The sequence below is a fragment of the Vagococcus allomyrinae genome (assembly GCF_017829975.1).
GTDB classification, from domain to species: Bacteria; Bacillota; Bacilli; order Lactobacillales; family Vagococcaceae; genus Vagococcus_D; species Vagococcus_D allomyrinae.
Window position 1 is genome coordinate 147,380 of record NZ_JAEEGA010000002.1, and the last position, 24,575, is coordinate 171,954.

General features: G+C 41.2%; 23 protein-coding genes. 5 read left to right on the plus strand and 18 right to left on the minus strand.

Translation table 11 applies throughout. The features are described from left to right. Positions 1-87: 87 nt before the first annotated feature. The 8 genes from I6N95_RS03335 to I6N95_RS03370 all read right to left on the minus strand — a co-directional run bounded on the left by I6N95_RS03335 (position 88) and on the right by I6N95_RS03370 (position 10,153). Positions 88-4,959 carry a beta strand repeat-containing protein gene (locus tag I6N95_RS03335; protein ID WP_209524937.1) on the minus strand — a complete coding sequence of 1,624 codons (4,872 nt, stop codon included), beginning with the start codon at positions 4,957-4,959 and terminating at the stop codon, positions 88-90. Positions 4,960-5,024: 65 nt separating this feature from the next. Next, positions 5,025-5,690 (minus strand): signal peptidase I, encoded by a 666-nt coding sequence (gene lepB, locus I6N95_RS03340; protein WP_245249234.1) that lies wholly within the window; start codon positions 5,688-5,690, stop codon positions 5,025-5,027. A gap of 17 nt (positions 5,691-5,707) precedes the next feature. Continuing rightward, entirely contained in the window at positions 5,708-6,376 is a 669-nt protein-coding gene (locus tag I6N95_RS03345) for a hypothetical protein (protein ID WP_209524938.1), read from the minus strand. Positions 6,377-6,388: 12 nt separating this feature from the next. Beyond that, on the minus strand, positions 6,389-7,471 hold the full coding sequence (locus tag I6N95_RS03350) for a WxLIP family cell surface protein (RefSeq protein WP_209524939.1): 1,083 nt from the start codon (positions 7,469-7,471) through the stop codon (positions 6,389-6,391). Positions 7,472-7,571: 100 nt separating this feature from the next. Continuing rightward, a complete protein-coding gene (locus I6N95_RS03355) occupies positions 7,572-8,378 on the minus strand; it encodes a WxL domain-containing protein (RefSeq protein ID WP_209524940.1) in 807 nt (268 codons plus the stop codon). A 27-nt stretch (positions 8,379-8,405) separates the two neighbouring features. Continuing rightward, a complete protein-coding gene (locus tag I6N95_RS03360; protein WP_209524941.1) occupies positions 8,406-9,200 on the minus strand; it encodes a WxL domain-containing protein in 795 nt (264 codons plus the stop codon). Then, positions 9,200-9,550, minus strand: a complete 351-nt coding sequence (locus I6N95_RS27635; RefSeq protein WP_209524942.1) for an EF2685/EF0750 family sortase-dependent surface protein — start codon at positions 9,548-9,550, stop codon at positions 9,200-9,202. Before I6N95_RS27635 ends, I6N95_RS03360 begins: the two co-directional genes overlap by 1 nt. Before the next feature lie 24 nt (positions 9,551-9,574). Further along, positions 9,575-10,153: a recombinase family protein gene (locus I6N95_RS03370; RefSeq protein ID WP_209524943.1), complete on the minus strand. Its 579-nt coding sequence runs from the start codon at positions 10,151-10,153 to the stop codon at positions 9,575-9,577. Between the two features lie 347 nt (positions 10,154-10,500). Between I6N95_RS03370 and I6N95_RS03375 the strand changes: the two genes are divergently transcribed. Continuing rightward, positions 10,501-11,106 (plus strand): recombinase family protein, encoded by a 606-nt coding sequence (locus tag I6N95_RS03375; RefSeq protein WP_209524944.1) that lies wholly within the window; start codon positions 10,501-10,503, stop codon positions 11,104-11,106. A gap of 111 nt (positions 11,107-11,217) precedes the next feature. On the opposite strand, the gene I6N95_RS03380 is transcribed toward I6N95_RS03375, so the two are convergent. Beyond that, positions 11,218-12,090: a helix-turn-helix domain-containing protein gene (locus I6N95_RS03380; RefSeq protein ID WP_209524945.1), complete on the minus strand. Its 873-nt coding sequence runs from the start codon at positions 12,088-12,090 to the stop codon at positions 11,218-11,220. 372 nt (positions 12,091-12,462) lie between these two features. On the opposite strand from I6N95_RS03380, the gene I6N95_RS03385 reads away from it, so the two are divergent. Genes I6N95_RS03385 through I6N95_RS03395 form a run of 3 tightly spaced genes read left to right on the plus strand, consistent with a single transcriptional unit; the run spans position 12,463 to position 15,815 of the window. Further along, on the plus strand, positions 12,463-13,053 hold the full coding sequence (locus tag I6N95_RS03385; protein ID WP_209524946.1) for a recombinase family protein: 591 nt from the start codon (positions 12,463-12,465) through the stop codon (positions 13,051-13,053). A 14-nt stretch (positions 13,054-13,067) separates the two neighbouring features. Continuing rightward, the gene (locus tag I6N95_RS03390) at positions 13,068-14,219 is read left to right on the plus strand and encodes a nucleotide sugar dehydrogenase (protein WP_209524947.1); all 1,152 of its coding nucleotides are present in this window, start codon (positions 13,068-13,070) and stop codon (positions 14,217-14,219) included. A 12-nt stretch (positions 14,220-14,231) separates the two neighbouring features. Continuing rightward, on the plus strand, positions 14,232-15,815 hold the full coding sequence (locus I6N95_RS03395; protein WP_209524948.1) for a glycosyltransferase: 1,584 nt from the start codon (positions 14,232-14,234) through the stop codon (positions 15,813-15,815). Positions 15,816-15,908: 93 nt separating this feature from the next. On the opposite strand, the gene hxlB is transcribed toward I6N95_RS03395, so the two are convergent. The 6 genes from hxlB to I6N95_RS03425 form a co-directional block, all read right to left on the minus strand. Then, positions 15,909-16,463, minus strand: coding sequence for a 6-phospho-3-hexuloisomerase (hxlB, locus tag I6N95_RS03400; protein ID WP_209524949.1), 555 nt, complete (start codon positions 16,461-16,463; stop codon positions 15,909-15,911). Further along, positions 16,453-17,154: a ribulose-phosphate 3-epimerase gene (locus I6N95_RS03405; protein WP_209524950.1), complete on the minus strand. Its 702-nt coding sequence runs from the start codon at positions 17,152-17,154 to the stop codon at positions 16,453-16,455. Before I6N95_RS03405 ends, hxlB begins: the two co-directional genes overlap by 11 nt. An 86-nt stretch (positions 17,155-17,240) precedes the next feature. Continuing rightward, positions 17,241-17,906 carry an HAD family hydrolase gene (locus I6N95_RS03410; protein WP_209524951.1) on the minus strand — a complete coding sequence of 222 codons (666 nt, stop codon included), beginning with the start codon at positions 17,904-17,906 and terminating at the stop codon, positions 17,241-17,243. Further along, a complete protein-coding gene (locus I6N95_RS03415; protein WP_209524952.1) occupies positions 17,907-19,061 on the minus strand; it encodes a mannitol dehydrogenase family protein in 1,155 nt (384 codons plus the stop codon). 16 nt (positions 19,062-19,077) lie between these two features. Beyond that, entirely contained in the window at positions 19,078-20,991 is a 1,914-nt protein-coding gene (locus I6N95_RS03420; protein ID WP_209524953.1) for a PTS mannitol transporter subunit IICBA, read from the minus strand. Positions 20,992-21,003: 12 nt separating this feature from the next. Then, positions 21,004-21,741 carry a sorbitol-6-phosphate dehydrogenase subunit gene (locus I6N95_RS03425; RefSeq protein ID WP_245249254.1) on the minus strand — a complete coding sequence of 246 codons (738 nt, stop codon included), beginning with the start codon at positions 21,739-21,741 and terminating at the stop codon, positions 21,004-21,006. Between the two features lie 228 nt (positions 21,742-21,969). On the opposite strand from I6N95_RS03425, the gene I6N95_RS03430 reads away from it, so the two are divergent. Further along, positions 21,970-22,725 (plus strand): DeoR/GlpR family DNA-binding transcription regulator, encoded by a 756-nt coding sequence (locus I6N95_RS03430; RefSeq protein ID WP_209524955.1) that lies wholly within the window; start codon positions 21,970-21,972, stop codon positions 22,723-22,725. 628 nt (positions 22,726-23,353) lie between these two features. On the opposite strand, the gene I6N95_RS03435 is transcribed toward I6N95_RS03430, so the two are convergent. From I6N95_RS03435 to I6N95_RS03445, 3 genes are all read right to left on the minus strand, one after another. Further along, positions 23,354-23,497: a hypothetical protein gene (locus I6N95_RS03435; RefSeq protein WP_209524956.1), complete on the minus strand. Its 144-nt coding sequence runs from the start codon at positions 23,495-23,497 to the stop codon at positions 23,354-23,356. Positions 23,498-23,793: 296 nt separating this feature from the next. Next, complete coding sequence (locus I6N95_RS03440) at positions 23,794-23,946, minus strand: hypothetical protein (protein WP_209524957.1); 153 nt, start codon at positions 23,944-23,946, stop codon at positions 23,794-23,796. An 11-nt stretch (positions 23,947-23,957) separates the two neighbouring features. Then, positions 23,958-24,566: a V-type ATP synthase subunit D gene (locus I6N95_RS03445; protein WP_209524958.1), complete on the minus strand. Its 609-nt coding sequence runs from the start codon at positions 24,564-24,566 to the stop codon at positions 23,958-23,960. Positions 24,567-24,575: the final 9 nt, after the last annotated feature.

Genomic DNA, 24,575 nt, shown 5'->3' on the forward strand with positions numbered 1-24,575 from the left:
CTCCTTTGCAAAAACTCTTTTCACTATCAAAATAAGCAAACCAGTGCTTAGCACCAGTTTACTTATCTCTTATACCAGTTTAGTTGATTAAGGAGAGTAGGTAACTGTCCAAGTCAACTCACCTGCATAGGTGCCTTCAAACTGTTTGTCAGCTGGCACTGTTAACTGAATCCCTTTTGTTTGTGTCACCCAGTCGTTAGTTGCATTGTAATCTTTGTGATAGGTCGTGCCATACAAGCCATTATTGGCTGTCACAACTGGCACACCGGCCGTGCTTATTTTCGTTTTAGTCCCAAGACCATCTTCATAATAAAGCAAACCAGCTAAATCATGGCCCTCACTCGATTTTAAAGGTGTGCTTTCGGCCACTGTCAACATCCAGTCAAGGCCATCGCCACGAGAATCACTCACTACGACATCTTGATCCTTCTTTCCCCATAAGGTCTGCTCCTCACCATTTGTGACCAACGTACCAAAATCAATGACCTCAGGCCTTTGAGAAAGCGAAATATCACCTGTAATAGCCAGATTTACCGACTTCGTCACCGTCTCACTATTTAAAAGATTGACATAGTCAAGTTGTTTCACTGTAGCAGAGGTTGTGCCATTAATCGTCGTGATCGTATCTGCTGGTAAGGCTGGGATTTGATTAGCCCGGCCATCAGCATAAACAGTGGTCGCTTCCGTTAACTGATTAAGCTCAGCTAATGTTAACACTTTAGCCTGTCCTAAAATAATCGTCCCATCCTTGGCATAGATTCCATGTTGACGAGACTTAGCAATTTCGGCCCCCTCTTTCATAACCACCAGATTAACACTGATTTCTTTAGCATTAGGTGTGGTCATATTTTTATCATCTGCCCGGTAAGTGATGATGTATTTTTGACTGACCTGTCCTGTTGGAACCCCTGCTCTAATTGCCGCCATCATAGCCGTATCGCCCTCTAAACTTGAGGTAAGAAAAGGACGTCCAACCGCTTTTTGATAAGTTGTAATGGTAGTAGGGTCTGCTAAAGCCGCTTCTGCCTCACTAATAATCGCATTGATGGCTTCCACTTCCGCCTTATTTGAGAAGCTCACAGCCACCGTATAGCTGTATTCCAAATCTGCGACTTGCCACTTAAGAGGATCAGCCGTCGGTTGTTCTCCGTAATGAACATCTAAACTTTTATCCACCTTGGTAGAAGTAACAGACAAGTCATAAATCCATGACTGATTACTCTGCTCCGGTTTAAAATAAAATTCCAGCGACTTCCCTTGATTGGCTGTCGTATTAGGAATAATCATTCGACCGCTTTGAACAGGAGTATTTGGCCCTTCTGTTCCAATCACTTCATAAACAGGATTTAACCCAATTGTCACATTATGTGAAATGGCTCCCTTACCGTTGGCAATTGGTGTCTCCACCTTGTAGTCAATCACTGTCCCTGGAATCATAATACCGTAGCCATTAACTGTGCTGGTAGTTGGTGAGGTATCACTATCGCCAACAAAGGTTTTGCCCGTACTGTCTTCTTTCCCCATAAAGTTAAATGGGGTCAGTTTTTCCGCTTCTTTAATTGTCGGGTTGAAGGTTAAGACCTGATAAGCTTTGGCGCTACCAAAGTAATTCCCGGTCGAATCTTTTAATGTCGAATTGGTCCCTGTTTTATGCCAAGTTAAACGCGCATCGTCAGGAATCGTCACACCAGATAAATTAATTTTACCGGTTCCCGGTGGTGAATAGACACTGGCTTCCCCATTAACCGTCAGCTGACCTAATGAAAGAAGATTGGTTTCCGTTTTAACCCCAAAACCTGACTTCGGATCAACCGTCACATGGCCAAACTCATTGTATTGACTGCTGTGATTGGCAGCTGTTGCCCCTGCACCATTTTTAATGTCCCCACCATCAGCAATAGCGGTAATGCCATTTAGAATATCTAAACTAGTAAAGTTAATTAACCCTACGCCAGTAAAAGAGACATCTTCATCTACTAATGGCTCAGTCGGTAAAATTTCTGTTGAACCGATCTTGACCGCTACCTGTTTTTTCTCAAGGGCCGATGCAGTCGCCACACTATTGGTAATATTATCTGTTTTATTACCACCAGAAACACCACCGATAGCACCGCCATTTTTAATATTCAGCTCAACATCGCGCAATAAAACGCCGTTTGTCGTTTTGCTTAAATTTGAATATTGAGTGGCATATAAACTGCCGATCGAGGCTCCTGGTGTGTCAATGTTCATAATGATTTTTGAAATATTTGACTCGTTCGCTCGAGCACCACCATCGCCGTAGATAATCGCGCCATTTAAAACATCATTGTCTTTACTCGTATAGATGTTTAGCGTGACAGTATTGTCATTGCCAGCCGTTCCAATTTTCCCAATATTGGCTGGCGACCCATCTCGTCTACCACCGGTAATCGACAACCCCTTTGGCAATTGAAAATTCTTGGCTTCTCGTAAATCCAGAGTTAGGCTAACATTTCCCAAAATCTGTCCATAATAAGTAGGTCCTCCAGAAATACCAAAATTATTGGCATGACTGGGGTATTTAGTTCCTTCTAAATTACCACCAGTAATAGTCACGTCTGAATTCCCAGTGATGACTTGTCCGCTGAGACCATATGTGCCACCAATCGGCGCATTCACAAAGCCGCCAGTACAAAGCGCACTAACATTCCCTTCGACACGTTCATCATTCCAACCACCACCGGCAAAGAAAAAGTTCACTTCGCCATTGTGCATGATGGCAAAACAATCCCCATAAATCCGCTGAGTGTTGTAGCCGCCACCTTCTAACGTATCAACTAAACCAGCATTTAAAGTATGAGTCGTATTTCCCACAATTACCCCAGAATACCCGCCCCCATAAGTCCAACGGGCAAGAACATTGTTCAGTTCAATACTGGTATTCCCAAAGGTGAAACCGCCATAAGAAGCTGTGCCATTGCCGCCAGTTCCACCAAAAATGTCCCAATCTGAATTTTCCGTCCGGTTAGCTGAGGCCGAATTAAAACCTGGACTAACGCGGTATTGCAAATCAGTGACTTCTGCCTCTTTGTTATTATAGACATAGTTATAACCACCAGAGCGAGTTGTGTCACTGTTTTCAATCCCGGCACGAATGACATAATCCCCTTCATAATAGCCAACATTTCCCGTGGCATGAGCATAACTAGCTTCATTACCTTCAGTTCCCATGACGCCACCTAACATCTGGGTATCTCCGCCACCAATAAATTGCAGAGACGCTTTACTTTTAGCCAGTTGCACCCGTCTGTCATTTGCTGTCTGCCCTGGTTCCACTGTATTAGGCGCATTATCCATGTCACTCGCACTAATCGTTACCGCATTCCCTTGTCGACCACCGCCACCATTAACACTGTGGAAATGGGCACCAGAAGCCCGAGTATTAGCAGAACGTATCGTGTTAATCAACTTTGCATTAACAATCCCGCTCGTCTCGTTACCGCCAACAAATCGCACGGTACCACTGCTAAATAAGCTTACGTCCATGATGGTCTCAACAGTATTTCCACCCTTTTCAGTTCCCACATTACCAGTTGAACTGGCTCCATACCAATAGTAACTTGTGGCCACAGGAGCTGCCGAACCACCAGGCAAACTACCTACCCCCGCAAAAAAGGTATCGATGTTACCAGCGATACTCCCTGACTTCGCGCCTCCATAAAAAACACCACCAGAGCCAGTAAAACTAAACTTAGGATCACTGCTATTGATATAATTCGAGACACTACCGGTCACATTAGCATCGATCGAACCGCCATAGTAGTTTGAAAGGGTATTTGCTTTATAAACCGCCACACTGGCATCGCCATTAACGGTTCCAGCAGCATTACCACCTGTTACCGAATTAAAGGTGGCATTACCACCATCGATAAGCGAGACACTCGTATCTCCCGTATAGGTGCCATTTGAACTGCCACCAAAAACTTTCCAAGTTGTCCCAGCACCCGTTGACGCAATACTTATATTGGACATTCGTTTTGTCTGCCGCGTCACGTTGGCCCCGTCAGCACTCCCACCGTAGACAGCTGAAGCCGTTGTTGCATATGACCCACCACCTAACGTCAGTGAATAACCATTAGCAGCTAGAGTGCCAGCACCTGAATAACTCAGGTTTCGCAACTCAATATCCGTCCCAAAATTGACCACTGCCGGTAAAGCAATTTGGCCCACCCCAGCTGGTGCTGTTAAGGCCGGTGTATTGGTCACAGGATCCGCTGAGCTACCTGTTAAGGTCAAGCTCTTAATTTTGCCACTTAAGGAATAAAAAGAAACCGCACTTGCAGAACCAGGCGCCGTGCCTTTTGCCCCCAAGGTAGCTGACGAATTTAAGCCTGTCACATTGCCTCCGAGATAAATCACGTAATCAGTAGTGGCAGAGCCAAATTGATACAAATCGTAGAGCGCTTCCTGGAAACCATTGGCATCAACGGCATAAGTCGCCGTCCCACTGCCTGTTTTAGGTGAGGGACTAGTATAAATAATCCCTGCTGCCAAATTCTGATTGCCGATTGAAGGCGTTCTTTCTGAAATATTATCTTTTACCTCATATAAATCAGTTCCGCTTCCTTGAACAACTGGATTAGCGGTGAAGGTTGCAGTCCCACTATAAAAAGCTGTTCGTAATAAATCAGCCGTTGAATAGCTCGTGCCATCTTCTCTCGTCCAATTCCCTAGGCTTAATCCTTGATGATACTTAAACCTCGGCAACATTTGCGTCTCGAGTGCTTCCTTTGTGACCGTCACTGTTTTTGTAACAGAGCCATCTTCAAAAGGATAATCAGCTGATGTCTGAAAGGTCACAGCGACGGCCGCTTTAGCCTCTTTTTTAGGCGAAGTAGCCTGTAAAACCACGGACTGTTTGGCATTAGCTGCCAATGCCAGACTAACAGATGCCATGACAAGCACGACTCCGGCAATCTTTATAAACCTTTTTTTCATGTTCTACCTCCTCAACAAATACTTTTTTTCATGTTCATTTTCACTCTAGCAATCGCTGATCGTCCTTAAAAAGCGGCTATCTCATCAAAAGGAAATAAGCGGAGTTGAACAACCCCTCTAATTTCCTTGGCAGTCACTAAACCATTTTGGCGACTATCTGTCGTGTAAGGACGATTATCTCCTAATACAAAATAACAGCCCTCCGGAATGATCGGCCCCGTTTTAAGACTTTCTGTTGAATAATCCTCAGTAAAAGTCACACCACTTTCTTTTCGATCATTGATTTCCGCGATGATAAATTTTTCATCCACCGGCTGATGATTGACATACAAAACATCCTCTTTGTAAATAATCGTCTCGCCAGGCAAGCCAATCACTCGACGAATTTGCTGCTTACCAGATGGTAGTGTTAATTGAACCAAATTAAACCGTTCGATTTCCGCCTGCTTTTTAACGATTAACAGATCGCCATTCATCAGTGTTGGTGACATGCTGTAGCCTTTAACACCAGATGCCCGATAGAAAAAAAGAAACAAGATGACCGTTCCTCCAATGGCTAGGAGCATTGAGACGAGTAATTCTCGCCAATGGATCATTGGAGTAATTTTATGAGCTCTACGACGAGTTATTCTTTTTCTGTTAGAGCGACGCCTAGTTCGCGACAAGTTAACAGAGTTCCGTTGTTTTTTCCTTTTTTTTGACTGATGTGAGGCGGGCACTTGCATTTTCATGACACACAACCTAATCGTTAATCATTCTCTTCCAATAACGCTTCATTGACTTTATAATACTGGAAAGCCCCTTTTTCATAAGTTTTAGCCCGTTTGATATCGGCTAAAAAATCGTCTACCAACGCCTCGTTGCCATAAAACTTATTAATTTGCGTACTAGCATTCATGCCTAGTTGTGACAGCGACGTATAATAACGATTTAAGGTTGTCTGCCCTTCCTTCGTATTCAAAGGACTTGCCTTTTGGACACCATAACTGGCCATGCCGGTTGCTAAATAGCGAATATTTTTTTTGAGTTTTTCTTCCTCATCCCCTTGATCTTTAGCTAACACCAATTGACTTTCAAAGTCTCTGAGTAAAAAATAGGATTTTGACACCGATTCTGCGTCATTTTTGGACAGGTTCATTGACTGATAGTAGGAGATATACGCGCCACCACTGATCAGAGCGATGGCTAAAAGAAAGAAACAACTAAACGCGATTAACTTACTTTTTTTCCCCTTTTTCAGACTTAATTGAGCCCTTTCAAGAGCCTTGCGTTTCCGTTTGCTTTTCGTTTGTTTGATCGAAAGGTTGCTTAACTGACGCTTTTTTATCCCAAAACCAACTAGACTGTACAAAGCGACAATTAATGAAAAAATCCCGCCAGCTATGGTTCCAATCAACGCCCATTCAAAAATGGTCATACTCGTTTACTCCTATTCTTTCTTCACTCGTTTAGTTCTCGTTTTGCTCTTTTTAGCAGGAGGACTCTTTTTCTTAAGAGACATCCCAATGAGGATCATCAGCCCGACAGCCAAGCTAGCCCCACCGACAATTTTAGCTATCAGCAGCCAATCGAGACCTTTTTCCTGAGTCAAACTCACATCGCGTTCATTAAACTTATCCGCTTCTTCTCTCGTAATTTTAAAAGCTTCATCCCAGTTCCAAGATTGCTCCCCAGACGTAATCAAAATCTTCGCCTGATAATCACCGGCCACCATCTGCTCACCATTCATGGAAATAGCATAATTAAAAAAGGTATTTGGCGCCATTCGTGCCGCATTTTGCTTCCGTTCATAGAGAACCGTATCATCCCCTTTTTTGGTGATCTGAACTTCAATGGTCATGTCCTCCAGATAATTAGCCACCACATTGGAAAAGTTGACAACAATGGCATTTCGATAGTTACTTTGATCAGCATACACTTTATTTAAAGCTAATTCTGGTTGAGGAAAATTGTCTGTCTCGCTTAAAATAACACCCAATACATAAGCATATTTATTTTTCACCATGGTTTTGCCATCTGGCTTTTCATCAGAGGTCTCCCTCTCCATCTGAATTCCCCCAGAAAGATAGCCATCAAAGCTAGTTTCAGGCATATTAATCGTAAACTCAGCTTCTTTTGTCGCTCCCGCTTCCACCAAAACCGCCTCTGGCCCTGAGACCACCTCAGTAAACTTAAATTTTAAGGAATCGTCGTCCTCAATACTATTGAGTCCACTTTCAATCACACCATTTTGATTGGTTTTTGCCGCATGAACGGTCGTCTTAATGGTGATAGGCACGTCATTAGGATTAGTTAAACTCACCGTTATTTTTTGTTCCTGGCCAGGTGCGAGTCTTAAATCAAAATAACCGGCATCTTTACTGATTTGATTATCAGGAAAGTTAACTTTATAAGTAAACCCAATGCCTAAATCATCAGCCTCCACCTTTGTCACGTTGCTATTTACAAGCAAAACTACCAGTAAAACGAAAAAATATAGTCCTTTTCTGGCTGTTGTCTTTTTAATCCTCATAACTAAATCCCTTTCCTTAATCAATGTTTACCTCAATACTAGCGAAAATAGGGTAGACTAACTTTAGCAAGTCTACCCTATTTCCAGTTAGCGATGTTGTCTATTTAGCTGCAACAATTTTCCACGTGATTTCAGCATTATAAGTGTCTGTACCTGATGTTTCTGCCATACTTGATGCAGTAGACGCTGGAACTGTTAACTTGATGGCGTCCTTCGCAGTATCTTTCGTACCACCTGTACCTTGAGCCGGATCGTATTGATCACTTTGACCAAATTCAATGGTGTATTGTCCTTTACCTTCTTTTAACGTTTTGTCTGCTGTGACGATGTCTTGAGCTCCATTACCAGTTGCGCTGTCTTTAGCAAGTTTAAAACCTGTTTGGAAAGTGCCAGGAACCGTGTTAGTATTAGCAGACGGTGTCACCAAAATCCCATTAGAGTAAGAGATTTCAGAACCAGTTAACACATTAGTTCCGTAAGTAAATTGTTGCGTTAATTCTGCTGTTACGGTATAACCGTATAAACCGCCTGAACGAATGTCACCAAACTGCACTAAGGCACCACGAGTCACATCTTTGCCTTCACCATCTTTAAGGGGCACAGGAATTGCTGGTTGTACAACGTCACTAACAGAAGACGCAATACTACCAAAGTCCAAGTCAGTAGTTCTTGAAACAACTAATGAACCCGCATCTGGGTTAACATTGATTAATGGTTGATCTGGTAAGACTTTATCCTTATCTTCCGGGTCAATCGTTGGATCCGTTGGCTTGATCGTTCCTTCTTCTACTTTGACTTTTCCAGCAGAACCTAATGTATCAGCAGCGGCTGAAGCTGTCACGCTTCCTACTAAAGATGTACCCAAAACTGTTACTAATGTTAATGCACATAAACTTCTTAATTTCATCCTAATTCCTCCATTGGTTAATATTTATTAAGGTAACTCAGCTAATATCCAAGTTAACTCCGTTTGGTATTGTACCGGGTAAATCTTTGTAGAATCCGGTACCGACAGCGAAATAGCGGAATTGCTATAGGCTGGCTTTTTGTAAAGCTCATCACTCACGCTTTTGCCCCGATCATCTAATACTGGGGCCAAGGTGTTTTCCTGATTGTCCTCATTGGTGCCTGATGCACCGAAGGCAATCGTCCAAATTCCCTTGCCACTACCTGTAGCAGCTTTTGCTACATCGTAAGCAGCGTCAATTTCATTTAACTTAATCGTCTCCCGCGAAACCACAGGGGCCTGGCTTGTTCCATTGGTATTGGCCCAGCCTTTATCCAATGACAAAACGGCACCCTTCAAGTCTTGTTCTGCCACATTTTGAATTACCGGATTAGTAAACTGATGAGTTTGCTTGACTTGTAACGACCAGCCTGATACATCCCCTCGTTGATCCGTAATTTGAACATAACTGCCACGTGGCTCTGTCTCATCATAAAATTGCTGAGCTAATGCGTAATACTGGCGATCACTCTTAGTAATCGTAGCCTCACCAAAACGCAATGAGGAAATAAAATCCATTCGCAAGGGACCTTCTGTTGAAGGCCCTTCACCAGGATCCACGGGCTCACCAGGTTTTTCCGGATCAACAGGATCCGTCCGCTCACTGCCAGTAACCTTAACCGAACCATCACCTTCTAAAGAATTTGCCGCTGCCAAAACCTCAAGCGATAGGAAACAAGACAAACCCATTAACAGCAATGAAAGCACACCTTTTTTTATCATCAGCTCTTCCTCCTTGTTTTCCCTAAGTAAAAAACAAGGCCGGCAGATACGATAAACCCAGCACCCAAGGCACTGTATTGCTGAACAGCCTCACCTGTTTGTGGCAAGAGACCGCCCCCCGGCCCCTCTTTCGGTACAGGACTCTTTTTAGGAGGCTCTTCCTTTTTAGGGAGTTCACTTGAACTGGCCGTTTCTTCTTTAAATGAAATCGTCCCATCAACTGTCGCCTGGCCGCCAATCCCTTCGGCTGACACAGCAGGAACGGCCGTTAATTGAATAAAACTAAGTGCTATCACCCAAACTAAAATAGCCACTCCACTCCCTTGTTTACCTATTCCAAACTTATTCACCTTTACTCACCTCAATTGTCATAGTCATACTTGCTTGTCTCCACCACCACCTCTCTGAGTATCAGAGTCTTTCATTTGCGAATATTTATGAACAGTCCCAAGAGAAACCTGACAGGCTTCAGCCACTTCTCTCATGGTCATCTTTTTGGAATTAAGCAATACTTGAATTTTATCAACGACATTCTCATTAATTGTCGGACGACCAAATGTTTTTCCATCAAGTTTAGATTGCTGTAGCCCTCTTTTAATGAGATCTCCTGTATACTCCGCTTGGAAATCAATTAAAAGCAAGGCGTGTGTGTAAAAATCAGCTGAGTGTAACGTGTCAATTTTTTCCTTAAGACTGATTAATCTGATGTTCTTCTGCTTCATCATCGACAAAATTTTTCCCAAATCCTTTAACCGCTTGGCGAATGATTCTAAGCTGTATATCACCACCTGATCCTCAACTTGAATCGTATCAAGCAGATTGATCAATTGTTCGTCAGCTCTAAAGGCCTCATCCTCGATAAAAATTTCAGTACAAGCATAGGAAGTCATCACCTTTAATTGATCGATTGTTTTTGTCGGATAATTTTTACGAATGTAGCCATACAGCGCCATGCTGCCGCCTCCCTGTTATTTTTTTGACCCAAAAAATCTTTTAAGAAAACTATAGTCAAGTATAAACACAACATTTATGCCTTGGTTCAAGAAGTCGAATTTACAAACGTTGATAGAACGGGCTTTTAAAAATGACAATTTGAGCTTTTTGGACAAAAAGGCTCTTTAAAAAAATCTATAGTTTAATATAAAGGTATTCCGATGTCAATAAGTTTTTAAATATCTTTTTATGAACGATCAAGATAATCGTCATTAGCTCGATACCTAAAGGAATTTATAAATAAAACTTTTTTAAAGGATGAAAAAAAGTGAACATTATTTATCTGAGAGTTTAGGAGGACAATAAGATGACAGTTATTGGCTATATGCGCGTTAGTACGCCGCAACAAAAATTTGATTCGCAAGAACGAGCTTTACAAAAATACGGGGTAGACATCATCTATCAGGAACATGTCAGTGGAACCAATTCAAATCGGAAAGAACTAAATAAAGCACTTGCTCTATTAAAGACCGGCGATACCTTTGTCATTTTTAAATTAGATCGACTGGCCAGAGGAACCAAACATCTCCTTAGCTTGATGGATGAATTTGAAAAGAGGGGAATTAACTTTGTCAGCATACAAAATCACATTGATACAACTACCCCAATGGGTAAATTTTTCTTTACAGTCATGGGCGCTTTTGCAGAGATGGAGGCGGAAATCATCCGTGAAAGGGTCAAATCAGGGCTTGATGCCGCTCGCGAAAACGGCAAAACACTAGGCAGACCTACTCGAGAAAAAGCCGCAACCAAAGCCGTCCAGCTCTATTTGACTACTGATCTAACAGTGGCAGCGATTGCCAAAAAATGCCGGATTTCAGTACCTACCCTCTATAATTACTTGGCTCAGGAAAATATTCCACGAAATCAACGAGGGCACCTTAAAAAGATCAAACAAGTTGCCAATAAGTAACTTGAACTAGCTATCTACGGGATTCACTACACAAAAAAAGACTGTTCCACTGAGCACAGTGAACAGTCTTTAACGAGCTTTACGTTTAGGAGGTTGCTCTTCAATTTTAACTTAATTTCCCTTCTGTTGTTTTTCCAAGCTGTGAGCCCGATAAGTTTTTAACTCATCAGCCGTGGCTTGAAGATCAAAGGATTCGTATATATTCAAGGCGTTAGTAGTCTCCTCCATCCCTTTTGAAATATTGCCAATTTCAATTAGCTGCAAGCCATTTAGAAATTTGATCATGTTTCGTTGATAAAGAAACTTCGGGTTAATTTTTTGTGAGTTCAATACGGATAAATAGTAAAAAGCATCATTAGTCCGATTGTTTTTAAACAAAATTAAAATCAAGTTAATCAAGGCATTGCTAGCCACATTACCATAAAGACTACTATTACTGTACAGCGAAGTATATTCCAGCAGCTTTTTGGCATAGAGCAACACTAAATCCAAATTGATAAACTCCATGGTGGAAATAAAGATACTCACTTCAAACTTGGTCCAAGAATCAACAGAAAATAGCATCTGGTGAAGCTGTTCTCGGTCCTCCTCAGCCGGAGCCGTCTGTGTCAAATTCGCATAAGAGAATGAGGCAATCAATTTATAAGCTAAAAATCGTGTATTCTCTTTTTTTTCAAGCTCTTGATCCAGTTCAGCAATAATCGCCTGAAGTTCTCCCACTTTATTTTTGGTCGACGCATTGTAGATATTATCCCAAATATAATCATCTGGCGCATCAGCGTACCCGTTATTAATAAAAATAAATTCAAAAAAAGTGACATTTAATCGATCCAATAAGGCCATAAAAAGCTCAATCGTCACAGAGCTTTTGCCGTTTTCCACCCGATTGTAAAAACTGACAGACATAATATCTTTCGACAATGCTGCCTGAGTCACCTTTTTCCCCGTCCGAATTATTTTTAAAGTCTCCCCGATTGGTTTCATACAATCCCCTTCTTTCATCGATTGAAAGCTTATTCGGTCTCATCGTACTACGTTTTTGGGGTCGATACAAGAGAAATGTTTCAATATTTCTCTATACGATAAAAACATCGCATATATGCAAATCAAACAAAACATCGGTCATCTTTTTACGATTTTTGTTTTTTTAACTTTATAATTGAACATGTTCATTGATGAACTTTTCTCCCTAAACCCACGACTTAAAAGCGGCTAGTTTCTGGACATTGGCAAAGTTTAGCTTTAATACTGATAATTAAATAAACAGGGGATAACAAACGAAAATGAACAGATAATACACATTAACACTTTTTATAAATGTTCAGCGGGTTTGCAAAAAAATAGGAGGTAACACAAATGGCAGTTATTGGTTATGCACGAGTCAGCACCACCGTCCAAAAATTAGACTCTCAAATTGGGGAGTTAGAACAGTATGGCGTTGATAAAATTTATACAGAAAAAGAAAGTGGGCTAAAAGAAGAACGACCTGTTCTCAATCATGTCCTGACTCTTCTCCAACCAGGTGACACCTTTGTTATTTTCAAACTGGATCGTCTGGCTCGCAGTACTCAGCACTTACTACAACTTGTCGATGGCTTTGCCAAAAATGACATCCAATTCGTCAGTTTGCAAAATAACATCGATACCACCACCCCGACAGGTAAATTACTGTTTACCATTATGGGCGCTTTCGCTGAAATGGAAGCCACCTTAATTAGAGAACGAGTGACTGCCGGATTAAAAGCTGCCAGAGAAAAAGGAGTCAAACTTGGAAGACCTAGCCCTCATAAACAAATCGATCAAGCCATTCACCTCTACTTAAACACTGAAGCAAATGTCATGACGATTCTTGCCAAATGTGACATCACGGCTCCAACGCTCTACAAACATTTAAGTCAACGAGGCTATTCCTTACGAAGTAGCCACAAGCACATCATAAATACTTAATAGGAGGAACATGATTGATTACCATTATCGGTTTAGGCTATGTCGGTCTTTCCAGCGCCTTGTTATTCGCTGACGACCACATAGTTTACGGCATTGACACAGATAAAAAACGAATCGACTTATTGCAGCAACAAAAAAGCCCTTTAAAGGAAGCCTTAATCGAGGAAACACTTTGCTCTCTTGGGACACAAGAAAACTTGATCTTTACTTCAGAACTGCCCCAAACGGCCAGAGATAGTAAGTTTGTCCTCTTTTGCTTACCAACAGATTACGATGAGGCTACCAATCAATTCAATACTCAAGCTTTATCCGAAAGCCTTCGTCACTACGATCAACTGATTCAAGAAAAGGCAGTTTTTATCATTAAATCTACCATTCCCTTAGGATATTGTGATGAATTAGCCATTGGTTTAAACCATTCATTGGTTTTTGTACCGGAATTTTTGCGGGAAGGCCAAGCCCTCCATGACAATTATTACCCAAGTCGAGTGGTGATTGGCGACACTCAATCTGTTGGAGATCGGGTCCAAGCTCTTTACAAAGGCGTGGTTAAAAACACCCCACAATTTCAACTAATGAACAATAAAGAAGCTGAAGCGGTCAAATTATTTGCCAATAATTATTTGGCAATGCGAGTGGCTTTTTTTAATGAACTGGACAGCTTTTGCGAAAATGCTGATCTGTCAGCAAAAGCCGTGATTGACGCCCTTTCTTTAGATGATCGGATTGGCTCTCATTATAATAACCCCTCTTTTGGTTACGGTGGTTATTGTCTACCTAAGGATACCAAAGAATTAAGCAGTTTATTTCTCAAAAAAGGCATACAAGCACCATTGATTCAGAGTCTCTCCCACTCGAATCAGGCCCGGCTAGCATTTATTGCTGATCAATTAGCAACTCACCAAACAATTGGTATCTTCAAATTGGCAATGAAAAAAGACTCAGACAATTACCGAGAGTCAGCCTCCTACAAATTGTACCTCATGCTAAAAAAACGCAATAAGACGGTTTATATTTTTGATAAAAACTATCAGGGGCCAGATGCTGTCACAAACTTTGCTGACTTTGTCTCTCAGTCGGCCATAATTGTCAGCAATCGACTAGAAGATCAACTAATCCCCTATCAAGAAAAAGTCTACTCACGAGACATTTACAATGAAAATTAAAGGAGACGAGCAATGTTTAACACACTTTCATGGTTTTACCCTACGGTTGTCAGTATTCTGGTACTTTTGGCAGTCATTCAAATAAGAGGTTTTTTTCACAAAAAGGCACCCTCACCCCCTTATGAAACACTTAAGCGCGGTGAAAAAACGCATATAAAAAAAGCCAGAAATAACCAAAAAATTGCTTTAAAAAATAATGAAGACACCACCGTCTCTTTGGGCATAACCTATCGAAATTCTTTTACGCTGTTTTTTCTGATCAGCCTTTTCGTGGCGTTAATTTGGGTAGCATGGTCGATTTATGCCACCGAGAATGGCGGCTTAAAAGAGTTCCGTTATTTCTTCATTCTAATCGGCGCCTTCTCCTGTGGTCAATATGTCTTTTCCATCTACGCCGTTCCTTATCGCGCAGTCCATCAAGAACCACTTAAACCGATCATATTGGTCCCGGTTTATAACGAAAGTCCCCATACCTTACAACAAGGAATTCACTCGTTCTTTTCACAAACCGTCTTACCGACTGAGATTCATGTGGTAAACGATGGCTCCAATGCAGATATTGACTACACCGATGTAGAGTCATCTCTCTTGGCAAAGGGAAAAGAAACAGGGATTTATACCACTTGGACAACTCAGGCAAATGCTGGTAAACGCGCGGCTCAAACCACTGGTTTCCAGCTTATCAAAGAACCATTAGACAGCATCATCATCACCGTTGATTCCGATGGTATTTTGGCTGATAACGCCCTGGCAGAAGGTCTAAAACCCTTTAATGATCCAGAAGTTCAATCCGTCGCCGGACTCGTCGTCTCCCGCAACATCAAAAAAAATCTATTATCTCGTTTGACAGAACTAATTTTTGTGGCCTATCAACAATTGGTTGACAGAGCCTCCATGTCGCTTTTCGGTAGTGTGCCAGTAAACAGCGGTGGACTTGCCTTCTACCGCTACGATGTATTGGCTTCCAGTATTACTCATGGGTATAATCAGGAAACCTTTGGCAAGGCTGAAGTAAAGTTCTCAGACGATTCTTTTTTAACCCTTTTTGCTGCCTTTAAAGGAAAAACCGTCTTTCAACCGACCTCGGTTGTTTTTGCTGATATGCCAACTAATTTGAATCACCATCTTCGGCAACAAGTTCGTTGGGCCCGGGGCTCCTTTATCCGTGGTTTTTGGCGCATTCGTTACGCGCCTATCCGATCTGCTATTTTTTGGCGTCAGGTGATTGGCTGGTATACATTTTTTGTCGTAACTTGTATTTTGACACAACTGATGATCCATTATCTACTAAGTTGGACAATTCCCCCTCTGGAGTTCTTTCTAATCCCAATCGTCATGGGTTATATTCAGTCTTTGCGGTACTTTTTGGTCAAGCGCACAGACTTAAGCCTGTGGCAATATGTCGCTATATGGTTAATGACCCCTTTGGCAACCATCTGGAGTGTTATCGTCTTGCGAATAGTCAAACTATATTCCATACTTACCTGCAAAAAAACCGGTTGGGGAACCAGAAGTGCCATTGAAATCCCTGATGAAGTGGACCATGACTCATCATGGTCGGCCCCTTCCCCCATCATTGAAGAGTCAAACGACTAACCTTGTGTTCTCTTATTGAGCTGATAATCCTAGCCCTTTTAGCAAAAAGAGCCATCTAGTTCCCTAGACAGCTCTTTCCTTCATAGCTTTTTATCACTCCAAATTAGCATGGTACTGCCATAAATCGGCTAACACGAGCTCTTTTTGTTTGATAATCATCAGACAGATGATGTCTCCAAGTAGCAGTAGACTTTGTTCAAACAAGCTGGTCATCGGTTGAATTGAGTTGATTTCATTCGCCAATGACAATTTGGTTTGGACAGGAATCCGGACAAATAAGTCAGTATAGTCATTCATCGAACTATTAGGATTTGCCCCAAAATGAATCACCTTCGCGCCAAAAGAATGAGCTTTTTGAGCGATCATTAAAGGAAATAAACTTTCGCCACTTCCTGAGCCGACGATTAAGAGATCAGACTCTGTGATGGCCGGTTCGGTAATTTGGCCAACCACATAAACTTCATAGCCTAAATGAGCCAATCTTTTGGCCATGGCTTCTAATGATAAAAGCACCCGCCCAACCCCGACAACATAGACTTTTTTGGCTCGGTCAATTTCCTTAATCACTGACTCAATTGCCCTTGGGTCAACTTGATTTAGGACATCCGTTAATTCTGCTAATATCTCCTTAGTTACCTTATGATACATCGTAAACACCCTCACTCCCCTTAAGACAAGCCAAAATCTCCTCTTTACTTTCACCAATCTCGAAGCCTGGTCTAAATAAACTTTTACTGCCTAGCACTAAATTATTGGCACCCGCCGCCACAAGTTGAGGCAGCCAATCCAAGGACACTCTACCGTCTACTTGAATGTCAGAACCAGCCCCCCTTTCCTTAATAAACAACTGCAAAGCTTTCACCTTTTCCAAGCCATAAGAAATGGCCATTTCGTTTTGATCGGTGGCAAAGCCAGGATTAATTAACATTAAACAAACTAAATCTAGTTGAGGCAGTAGCCACTTTAAGGTCTTAAAATCGGTTGCTGGGTTTAAGGCGATCCCGCACTTAGCGCCAGCTTTTTTGATCAGATTAACATAGCGATCAAGATGAAGGGCCGTCTCATAATGAAAAGTAACACTTTGAACCCCCATCTTTAGTACTTCATTAATAAAAAACTCATTATCTCTGGCCATAATATGCAGGTCAAAAGCCAAATCCGTTACCTCTCTCATCCGCTTGATGGTTTCTAATCCCAAAGGCATACTGGGACTAAAACTGCCATCAATGAGATCGATGTGCAAGCATTTAAAGCCAGCCCCTTCAATTTCGTTCATACTTTTTTCTAAGTTAACTAAGTCACCGCACATAATCGACGGCGACAGACTGATCCTTTCCATAGTCTCACCTCTTTTGATTTTTGTACAAATACTGTCAAAGTAACCTATCTCTGACCTTTATCCACTTACATTAAGCTTTATTACAATTACTTATCAGCCAATAGCGGTTGAATAATGGGGCGAATCTCGCAAATATCATCGACGACTAAATCAGCTAACGCCTGAGAAAAATTAAAGCGCCTTTCTGATTTGGCAATCACAAACATCCCCGCCCCCTTGCCAGCTTGAATCCCGTAATGAGAATCTTCAATCACCAGACAGTCTTTAGGCAGCACCTGCAACTTTTCAGCAGTTTTAAGATATATTTCAGGATCAGGTTTAGATTTTTCAAACATATCGCCACTAATTGACACATCAAAATACGCTGAAATACCACACTGCTCCAAGACGGTAGCGATTTTTTCGCGACTTCCCGATGAGGCCAAGCCCACTTTCAACGTCGTGTCAGCTTTTAACCAGTGTAACAAGTCCACGACTCCCTGATTTAACAATAAGGAATAATCAAGCTCATGGGCTTGATGAAACTCATTTAAAGCCAACAAATACGAAGCGTGAGTGGGGAATTCGTTAGCATCGACATAATTGGAAATAATTTTCCAAGTCATCCGCTTATCAGCCCCCACAAAGCTCAATAACTGTTCCTCAGGAATCGTCACCTTCAAGTGTTCTAAAAAAGCCCTTTGCCTTGCAAGTTGCAGCGGCTCTGTGTCAACGATCACACCATCCATGTCAAAAATAATCCCTGTTGGCATTTAGATTAACCCCATTTGCTGTAATTTTTCACTGGCCTTGACAATTTTATCAACCACCACATCATCAACTGGGCGCTCAATGTATTTGGCCACCGTTGGTCTCAAGCCATGTGCCTTAATTTCTTTAGTTAACTGAACAGCCGCTGGATCACTTTCTTCTGAATAATGAAAGGCACATGCCAAGGCCTGAGCAATTCCGTCATAATTAATATCGTATTTTTCGCACAAGGCAATCACACCCATAAAACGATCATGAGGCCCTACTTTTCTAATCGGATCAAAGCCTACCCTAAAAATCGCATCAGGCATTTCATTTTTGGCTTTTGGTAAATACTCCAGTTCTTTAATCTCTTCTCTGGTCACAGGGTATTCATACAAAACTGCTTGAACGGTGGCATCGTGAACCGCTTTGATTAATGCGGCCACCTCTGGATCTGCTTGAGCAGTAGGAATGTCATCGTATTTTTTTAAGTACCCCATGTAGGCTGTCGCAGCGTGAGGGCCATTAATGGTAAAGACTTTAATGTCTTTTAACATTTCAACGTTTTCCCGTACGTCCAACCAATCAACATCAGAAAAATCAACATTGACAGGCCCTTGAATAATCAAAGAGGCCACGGCTGTCGTCACTAAACTTGTCGCATCGTTACTCGCTGCATCTGTCGATCGCCGAACGATAGAATCACGAATGACGACTTGCTGATCAAACCACGCTCTCACTTCATCAGTTGCCAAGTTAGCTCTAAAATGAGCCCTGATTTCCGGAATAATATGATTTTTATTGGTCAAGCAGATGATCGTTTTTTTAGATTCCGGTTTTTCTTGAGCCTGTCTTTCAAACAGAGGCCCTAAAAATGCCGCCGCTTCGGCAAAATCTTCCGGATACAAGGGACACATCAATAAGTCCGCTTCCAAGAATGAGCTAGTTAATTCCGGCGTGATAATGGTCTCAAACGCTTGATAACCAGTGATTTTATTGGTAAACACCTGATCAGTCGTATGAACCTTAACGTTGTAGCTCCCTGTTTTTTTTAATGCAGCAATCACCTGAGGATCTTTATCTAAAAACGAGATCTGCCACCCCGCATTATAAAAGGTTTCACCAACAAAGCCTTTTCCCAGTCTGCCTGCTCCGATAACCATGACATTTTTCATCTGCCCACGTCCTCTTCTAGTTTTGATAAATCAAGGTTAATATTTCTTCTTTAGTCGTGGCTTTTCTAATCTTTTCCACGTTGTTTTCATCAATAAACAATTCTGCTAAACGACTGATAATCGCTAAATGATCATCATTTTTCCCAGCAATCCCGACAATAATGTTAGCCACATTACCATCCCCAAAAGCAACACCCTTTGGCACTTGAATAATCGAAATGCCGGTTTTAATGATTTTTTTTTGTGAATCCTCTAATCCATGAGGTATTGCCACATGATTGCCAATATAGACAGAGATATGCTGATTTCTTTCGATCATATCGGCAATATATTTTTCTGTCACATAGCCTTGTTCCACCAAAATTCTACCTGAAGCTCTAATCGCTTCTTCCTCATTAGCAAATTCCGCCCCAAGTATAATATTAGCTTCATTCAATAACTCCTTGGATAAAACTGAGGAGTCTTCTAGGGATTGTTCTCTGTGTTCAATAAAATGCAGCACCTCATCGTAGTCTTCGTCCTTCAAAAAATTATTAATCGGGATATAGGCCGTATTTGGATTTTTGCCACTGATTCGCGCCCGCTCGATTAAAGAATCCAAGGTAACCACAATGTCCGTATCCATATCGATTTTATTAGCGGAAGAATTCTTCACTTCAATATGAGCCAGTCCTTGTTTTTTTAAGCGCTTTTTCAAAACAGTGGCGCCCATGGCACTTGACCCCATGCCAGAATCACAGGCCACTTGGATCTTTTTGACTGGCGCTGCCAATGTTTCTAATTCATCAACCGACTTAGCACTCACCTTTTTAGCAGCAAAGCTGTCCACAGTCTTAACTTTTCGACCGCCCACATTAAAGTCCTGAACTAACTCATCATCTTCCCCTGACCCAAAGAATTTTAATAAGATCATGCCCAGTAAAGTTGAGACGATAAAGCCAGCCAAAATCGAAACAAAATTAGCAAATATCGCATCTTTAGGCGTCATCAAAGCGATGTTAATCAAACTTCCTGGCGACGCCACCCCAATTAAGCCACCGCCTAATAAAACTTGGAGGAATAAGGAAACAGCTAAACCACCCATTGTGGCAAAAACTAAAATCGGATTAGCTAAGACAAAGGGAAAATAAACTTCCCCAATACCCGCAATTCCCGCAATAAACATCGCCATCGGCGCCGTTGATTTGGCCTTGCCTTTGCCAAATAGCCAAATTGAAAACAGCGTCCCCAGTAATGGGCCGTTATTGGTATCCACTAAAAACATAATCGATTTGCCCAATTCTGCCGCCTGTGCGTAACCAATCGGCGCTAAAATACCATGGTTAACCACATTGTTTAAAAACAACACCTGAGCAGGGGCCATAAAAATTGATAAGGCCGGTATTAAATTATTATCCGTCGCCCATTGAACGCCAGCTGTTAAGATCGCAATCAACGCTCTAATAGAGGGACCGATCGTTAGAAAAGCAAAAATAGCAAAGAAGGCACCCAAAATCCCCAAACTAAAGTTATTGACAAACATTTCAAATCCCGGTTTAATTTTATCTTCAGTTAACGTGTCAAATTTCTTTAAGACCCAAGCTGACAAGGGCCCCATAATCATCGCCCCACTAATCATCGTAATGTCCGCTCCAACAATCACGCCCATTGTGGCAAAAGCCCCAATCACACCACCTCTTTGGCCGTGAATATTATAGCCAGCTGTATAACCTATTAACAAAGGAAATAAATAATTTAAGATCGGTCCGACCATTTGGGCCAAATTTTCATTCGGCAACCACCCATTAGGAATAAAGAGCGCTGCCATTAATCCCCAACCAACAAAGGCCCCTAAATTCGGCATGACCATGCCGCTCATGTACCCACCAAACTTACGAATTTTTGACAAAACGTTTCCAGAAGAACTTTTTTTGCTAGTGACTGATTCCATTAGTTAATCCCCCTATCTAGTTGATTTAGCTCCCGAAATATTAATCGTTGTCCCTGAAATATAGGACGATTTATCTGACACCAAGTAGGAAATCAAATCGGCAATTTCCGTCATTTTACCCGGTCGTCCCAAAGGAATAATGCCCTTATAATCGCTGTGAACCTTTGAAGGATCGGTTCCTCTTGCATAGGCCAAGGCCTTAAAGTTTGCTTCGTTGTTCATCGGCGTCCGCTCATTGATACTTGGCGCCACCCCCACAACCCGAATATTAAACTGGCCTAACTCTTTTGCCCATGACATGGTGAACGCATGAACGGCGGCTTTATTGGCCGAATAACAACTTTGACCTTCTGAACCTTGAAGCCCGGCATCAGATGACATATTGATAATCACGCCAAATTCCTGTTTAATCATTTCTCTGGCAACCGCTTGCGAGCAGAGAAAGACGCCCTTTTGATTAACATTAACCATAAAATCAAAATCTGCTTCACTTAATTCATACTCAGGATGTTCTCCTTGATGATCCACTAACATCCGTGGTCTACTAACGCCAGCATTATTGATCAAAGCGTCGATTTTTCCGTATTGCTCCTTGATCGTCTTGACACAACTTACCACATCTTCCTTATTGGAAATATCGCACTTCATAAAAATCGTCTCATTTTCAGGTGCCGGTTCGACGACATCTAATGAAATGACCGTCGCCCCATTCCCTCTAAGATTGGCACACATTTTTTCTCCTAACCCCATACTTCCACCGGTAACAATTGTCACTTTACCTGCTAAATCTAACCATTTTTCCACATTACTTCACACCTTTCTGCTTTATAACTTATATATTAACCGCTTACTCGATTAAAAACAAGCTTTTTTTTTGCGCCTTTATGCGTTTTTGATTATTTTTTTGCGTTTTTGAATGTCAAAGTAAGAAAAAAAGTGTTATAATAAGGGTATAAATTAAAGCTGAAAGGAAAGACTATGCTTAAAAAAGAACGTCAAACCATTATTTTAGATATTTTGAATTCTGAAGGTCGAGTTATTTCAAGCGAGCTGAGTAAGCGCTTAAACGTGTCTGAAGATACGATTCGCAGAGACCTCAATCAATTAGCTAAAAATGATTTATTAAAAAAAGTTCACAGCGGCGCAACGATTCTCGGCCCTTCTGTGACAAATTTTGAATATCGCAGCAATATCAAAAACGAAGAAAAAGAAAAATTGGTCAAATTAGCATTGCCACTTTTAGAGGAGCATTCCGTTTTTTTTGTTGATGGAAGCACCACTAACTTAAAATTTGTCGAAGCGTTGCCAACAAACTTTAAAGGAACGATGATTACTAACAGCCCTTATATCGCCATTGCCGCCATTCAAAAGAAAGAATTAGTCACCATCAGTTTAGGTGGCAATTTCGCTAAACGGTCAGCCGTTTACTTAGGGGAGACGACCATTAAAGAAATTGACACGATTAGAGCGGATTATTACTTGATGGGCATTCACAATTTAGATGCCACGATCGGCGCAACCGTCAACACCCAACAAGAATCTTTTACAAAATTAAAAATGGCGGAGCATTCTGAACAGGTGATTGCAATTGCCACAAAAGAAAAAATCGGGACCGTCAGTCACTATGTCTCTTGCCCGATTGACCGGATTAGTTACTTGGTCACTGATTCGACAAACGACGCCTTGTTAACTAAATTTGAAAACAGCCAGATTGACATTATCACCTTAAACTAAGCTCGGCTGACGTCAAAAAAATCGAAGAACCCTCTTCAACTTACGAGGTTCTTCGATTATTTTGCTCGTTCTATGTTAAAATACATTGATTGAGGATCTTGTAAATGCCACTACGCATGGAAAAGGGTTGGATAAACAATTAACATAATGCGTATGCCGTTAACTGTCTAAAATATTAGTTGCAAGGCTAAACAACCTCCCGTTGAAGAGGTTCCCCTTTTAACTTCTTATTCTTCGTTTTAATTGTTCACAGAATAGTTGATATTCATGTGTTGAGTTTTATTCATTTTAATCGCTGACTGAAAATTTGAAATTAAGGGCGAATTTCAATTATCTATCAAATTTTCTTTTTTTAGAAGAAAAGGTGAGTAATGAGTCAACTCCCAAGGAAACGAAAAAGTTAGATAGCATAATGAGTGAATGACGTTTCCAAGAGAGGATATTTTGCATTATCGAGGTACTAGATTGTTGCTAATTTTTGTTTTGTTTGGAATATTAGAACGGCCATGTTATAATGAGAATAATAAAAGGACATGCGCTAACATGTCCCAAATGTAGTACCGTTAAAGACGGTAACGAGATTTTACTTAGTTAAGAAATAACCGTGCAAACTCGCAAAAGCTGACGGTTATTTTTTTTGCTCTTTTTTAGCTTCTACAATAGCTGTCACAAGTTTAACAACTGCGGTAATTAAACCTACAATTGCCACCGTAACTGCTAGAATAGTCTCAAACAAAAGGCTAGCTCCTTTCTCCAGATTTTGGTTGTACACTCATGCGCACCACCTCACTTTCGATTGAATCCCGCCACCGTCACTTAACTTTTCTACTCCTATGATTATAGCATACCTTGGCCTTATCAAACACTTCAAACATACATGTGAAATTCAACAATATCAACTGTTTAGCATTGTCTATTTAAAGCACACCTTGAATGGGTAAATCAGAAAAATTCTTGGCTACTTAAAAAAAACAATTCCAAAAAGCAATCTATCGTATGGAGTTGTTTTGAAACACCAGTGAGAAAACTGGGTTCAACTTATATGAAAGTTAATTATATGAATAGCGGTCATCTGCCATTAATTCTTGGGATGAATGGTAACAAATCAATTTCATCATTCACTTTCAAACACATCTCCTCATGAATATTTTTCTCACCTACATTACCAATCACAAAGTAGAAAACTAAAAAGCGGTTGAGCCGCAAAATTTCCAGCTTCAACCGCTTCTTCCTTATTTCAATTTAATCATCTTAGCAATTTGACTTCTTTCAGTGTCTTCGATTTTCATCTTAATATAGTGAATCGTTTCCTCTAAATCAGGAATCGTCTTAAACTCTAACGAATTAACCCGCCGCCTGGTGGCAATGATTTCTTCACCTAAGAGAAAACACTGCTTTTCAATCGCTGCCAGCTCAATCACTTCTTGACTGACCTCTTTGCTCATTTCCTGAATAATGTCTAATTCACCAGGCGTTAAAAAATAACTTTGAGCCTCTTCCGTTGCAGCTTTCTCCACTAAACTCATCTTTGGTACTTTAATCCCTAAGATCGAAGTTAGTTTAATCGCCACTTCCATCCGTTGCTCTGTGGCATTTAAAGACTGTTGCAACACCTGATCATCGCTGATAATACTGGCCTCTTGATAACTGACAAACAGCTTCCCCATGCGATCTTCAACCCCACGTCGCTTGTTTTTGGCTTGATCGATCAAGCTCATAAATTTTCGAATCAACGAATCCTGTTTTTCTTTTAAAAGAGTGTGACCACGAGTGGCAACTTGTAAACGCTCGGACAGTCGTTTTTGTTCCATCCGAGTTGGATTAACGTTCAATATAGCCATCTTTGTTCC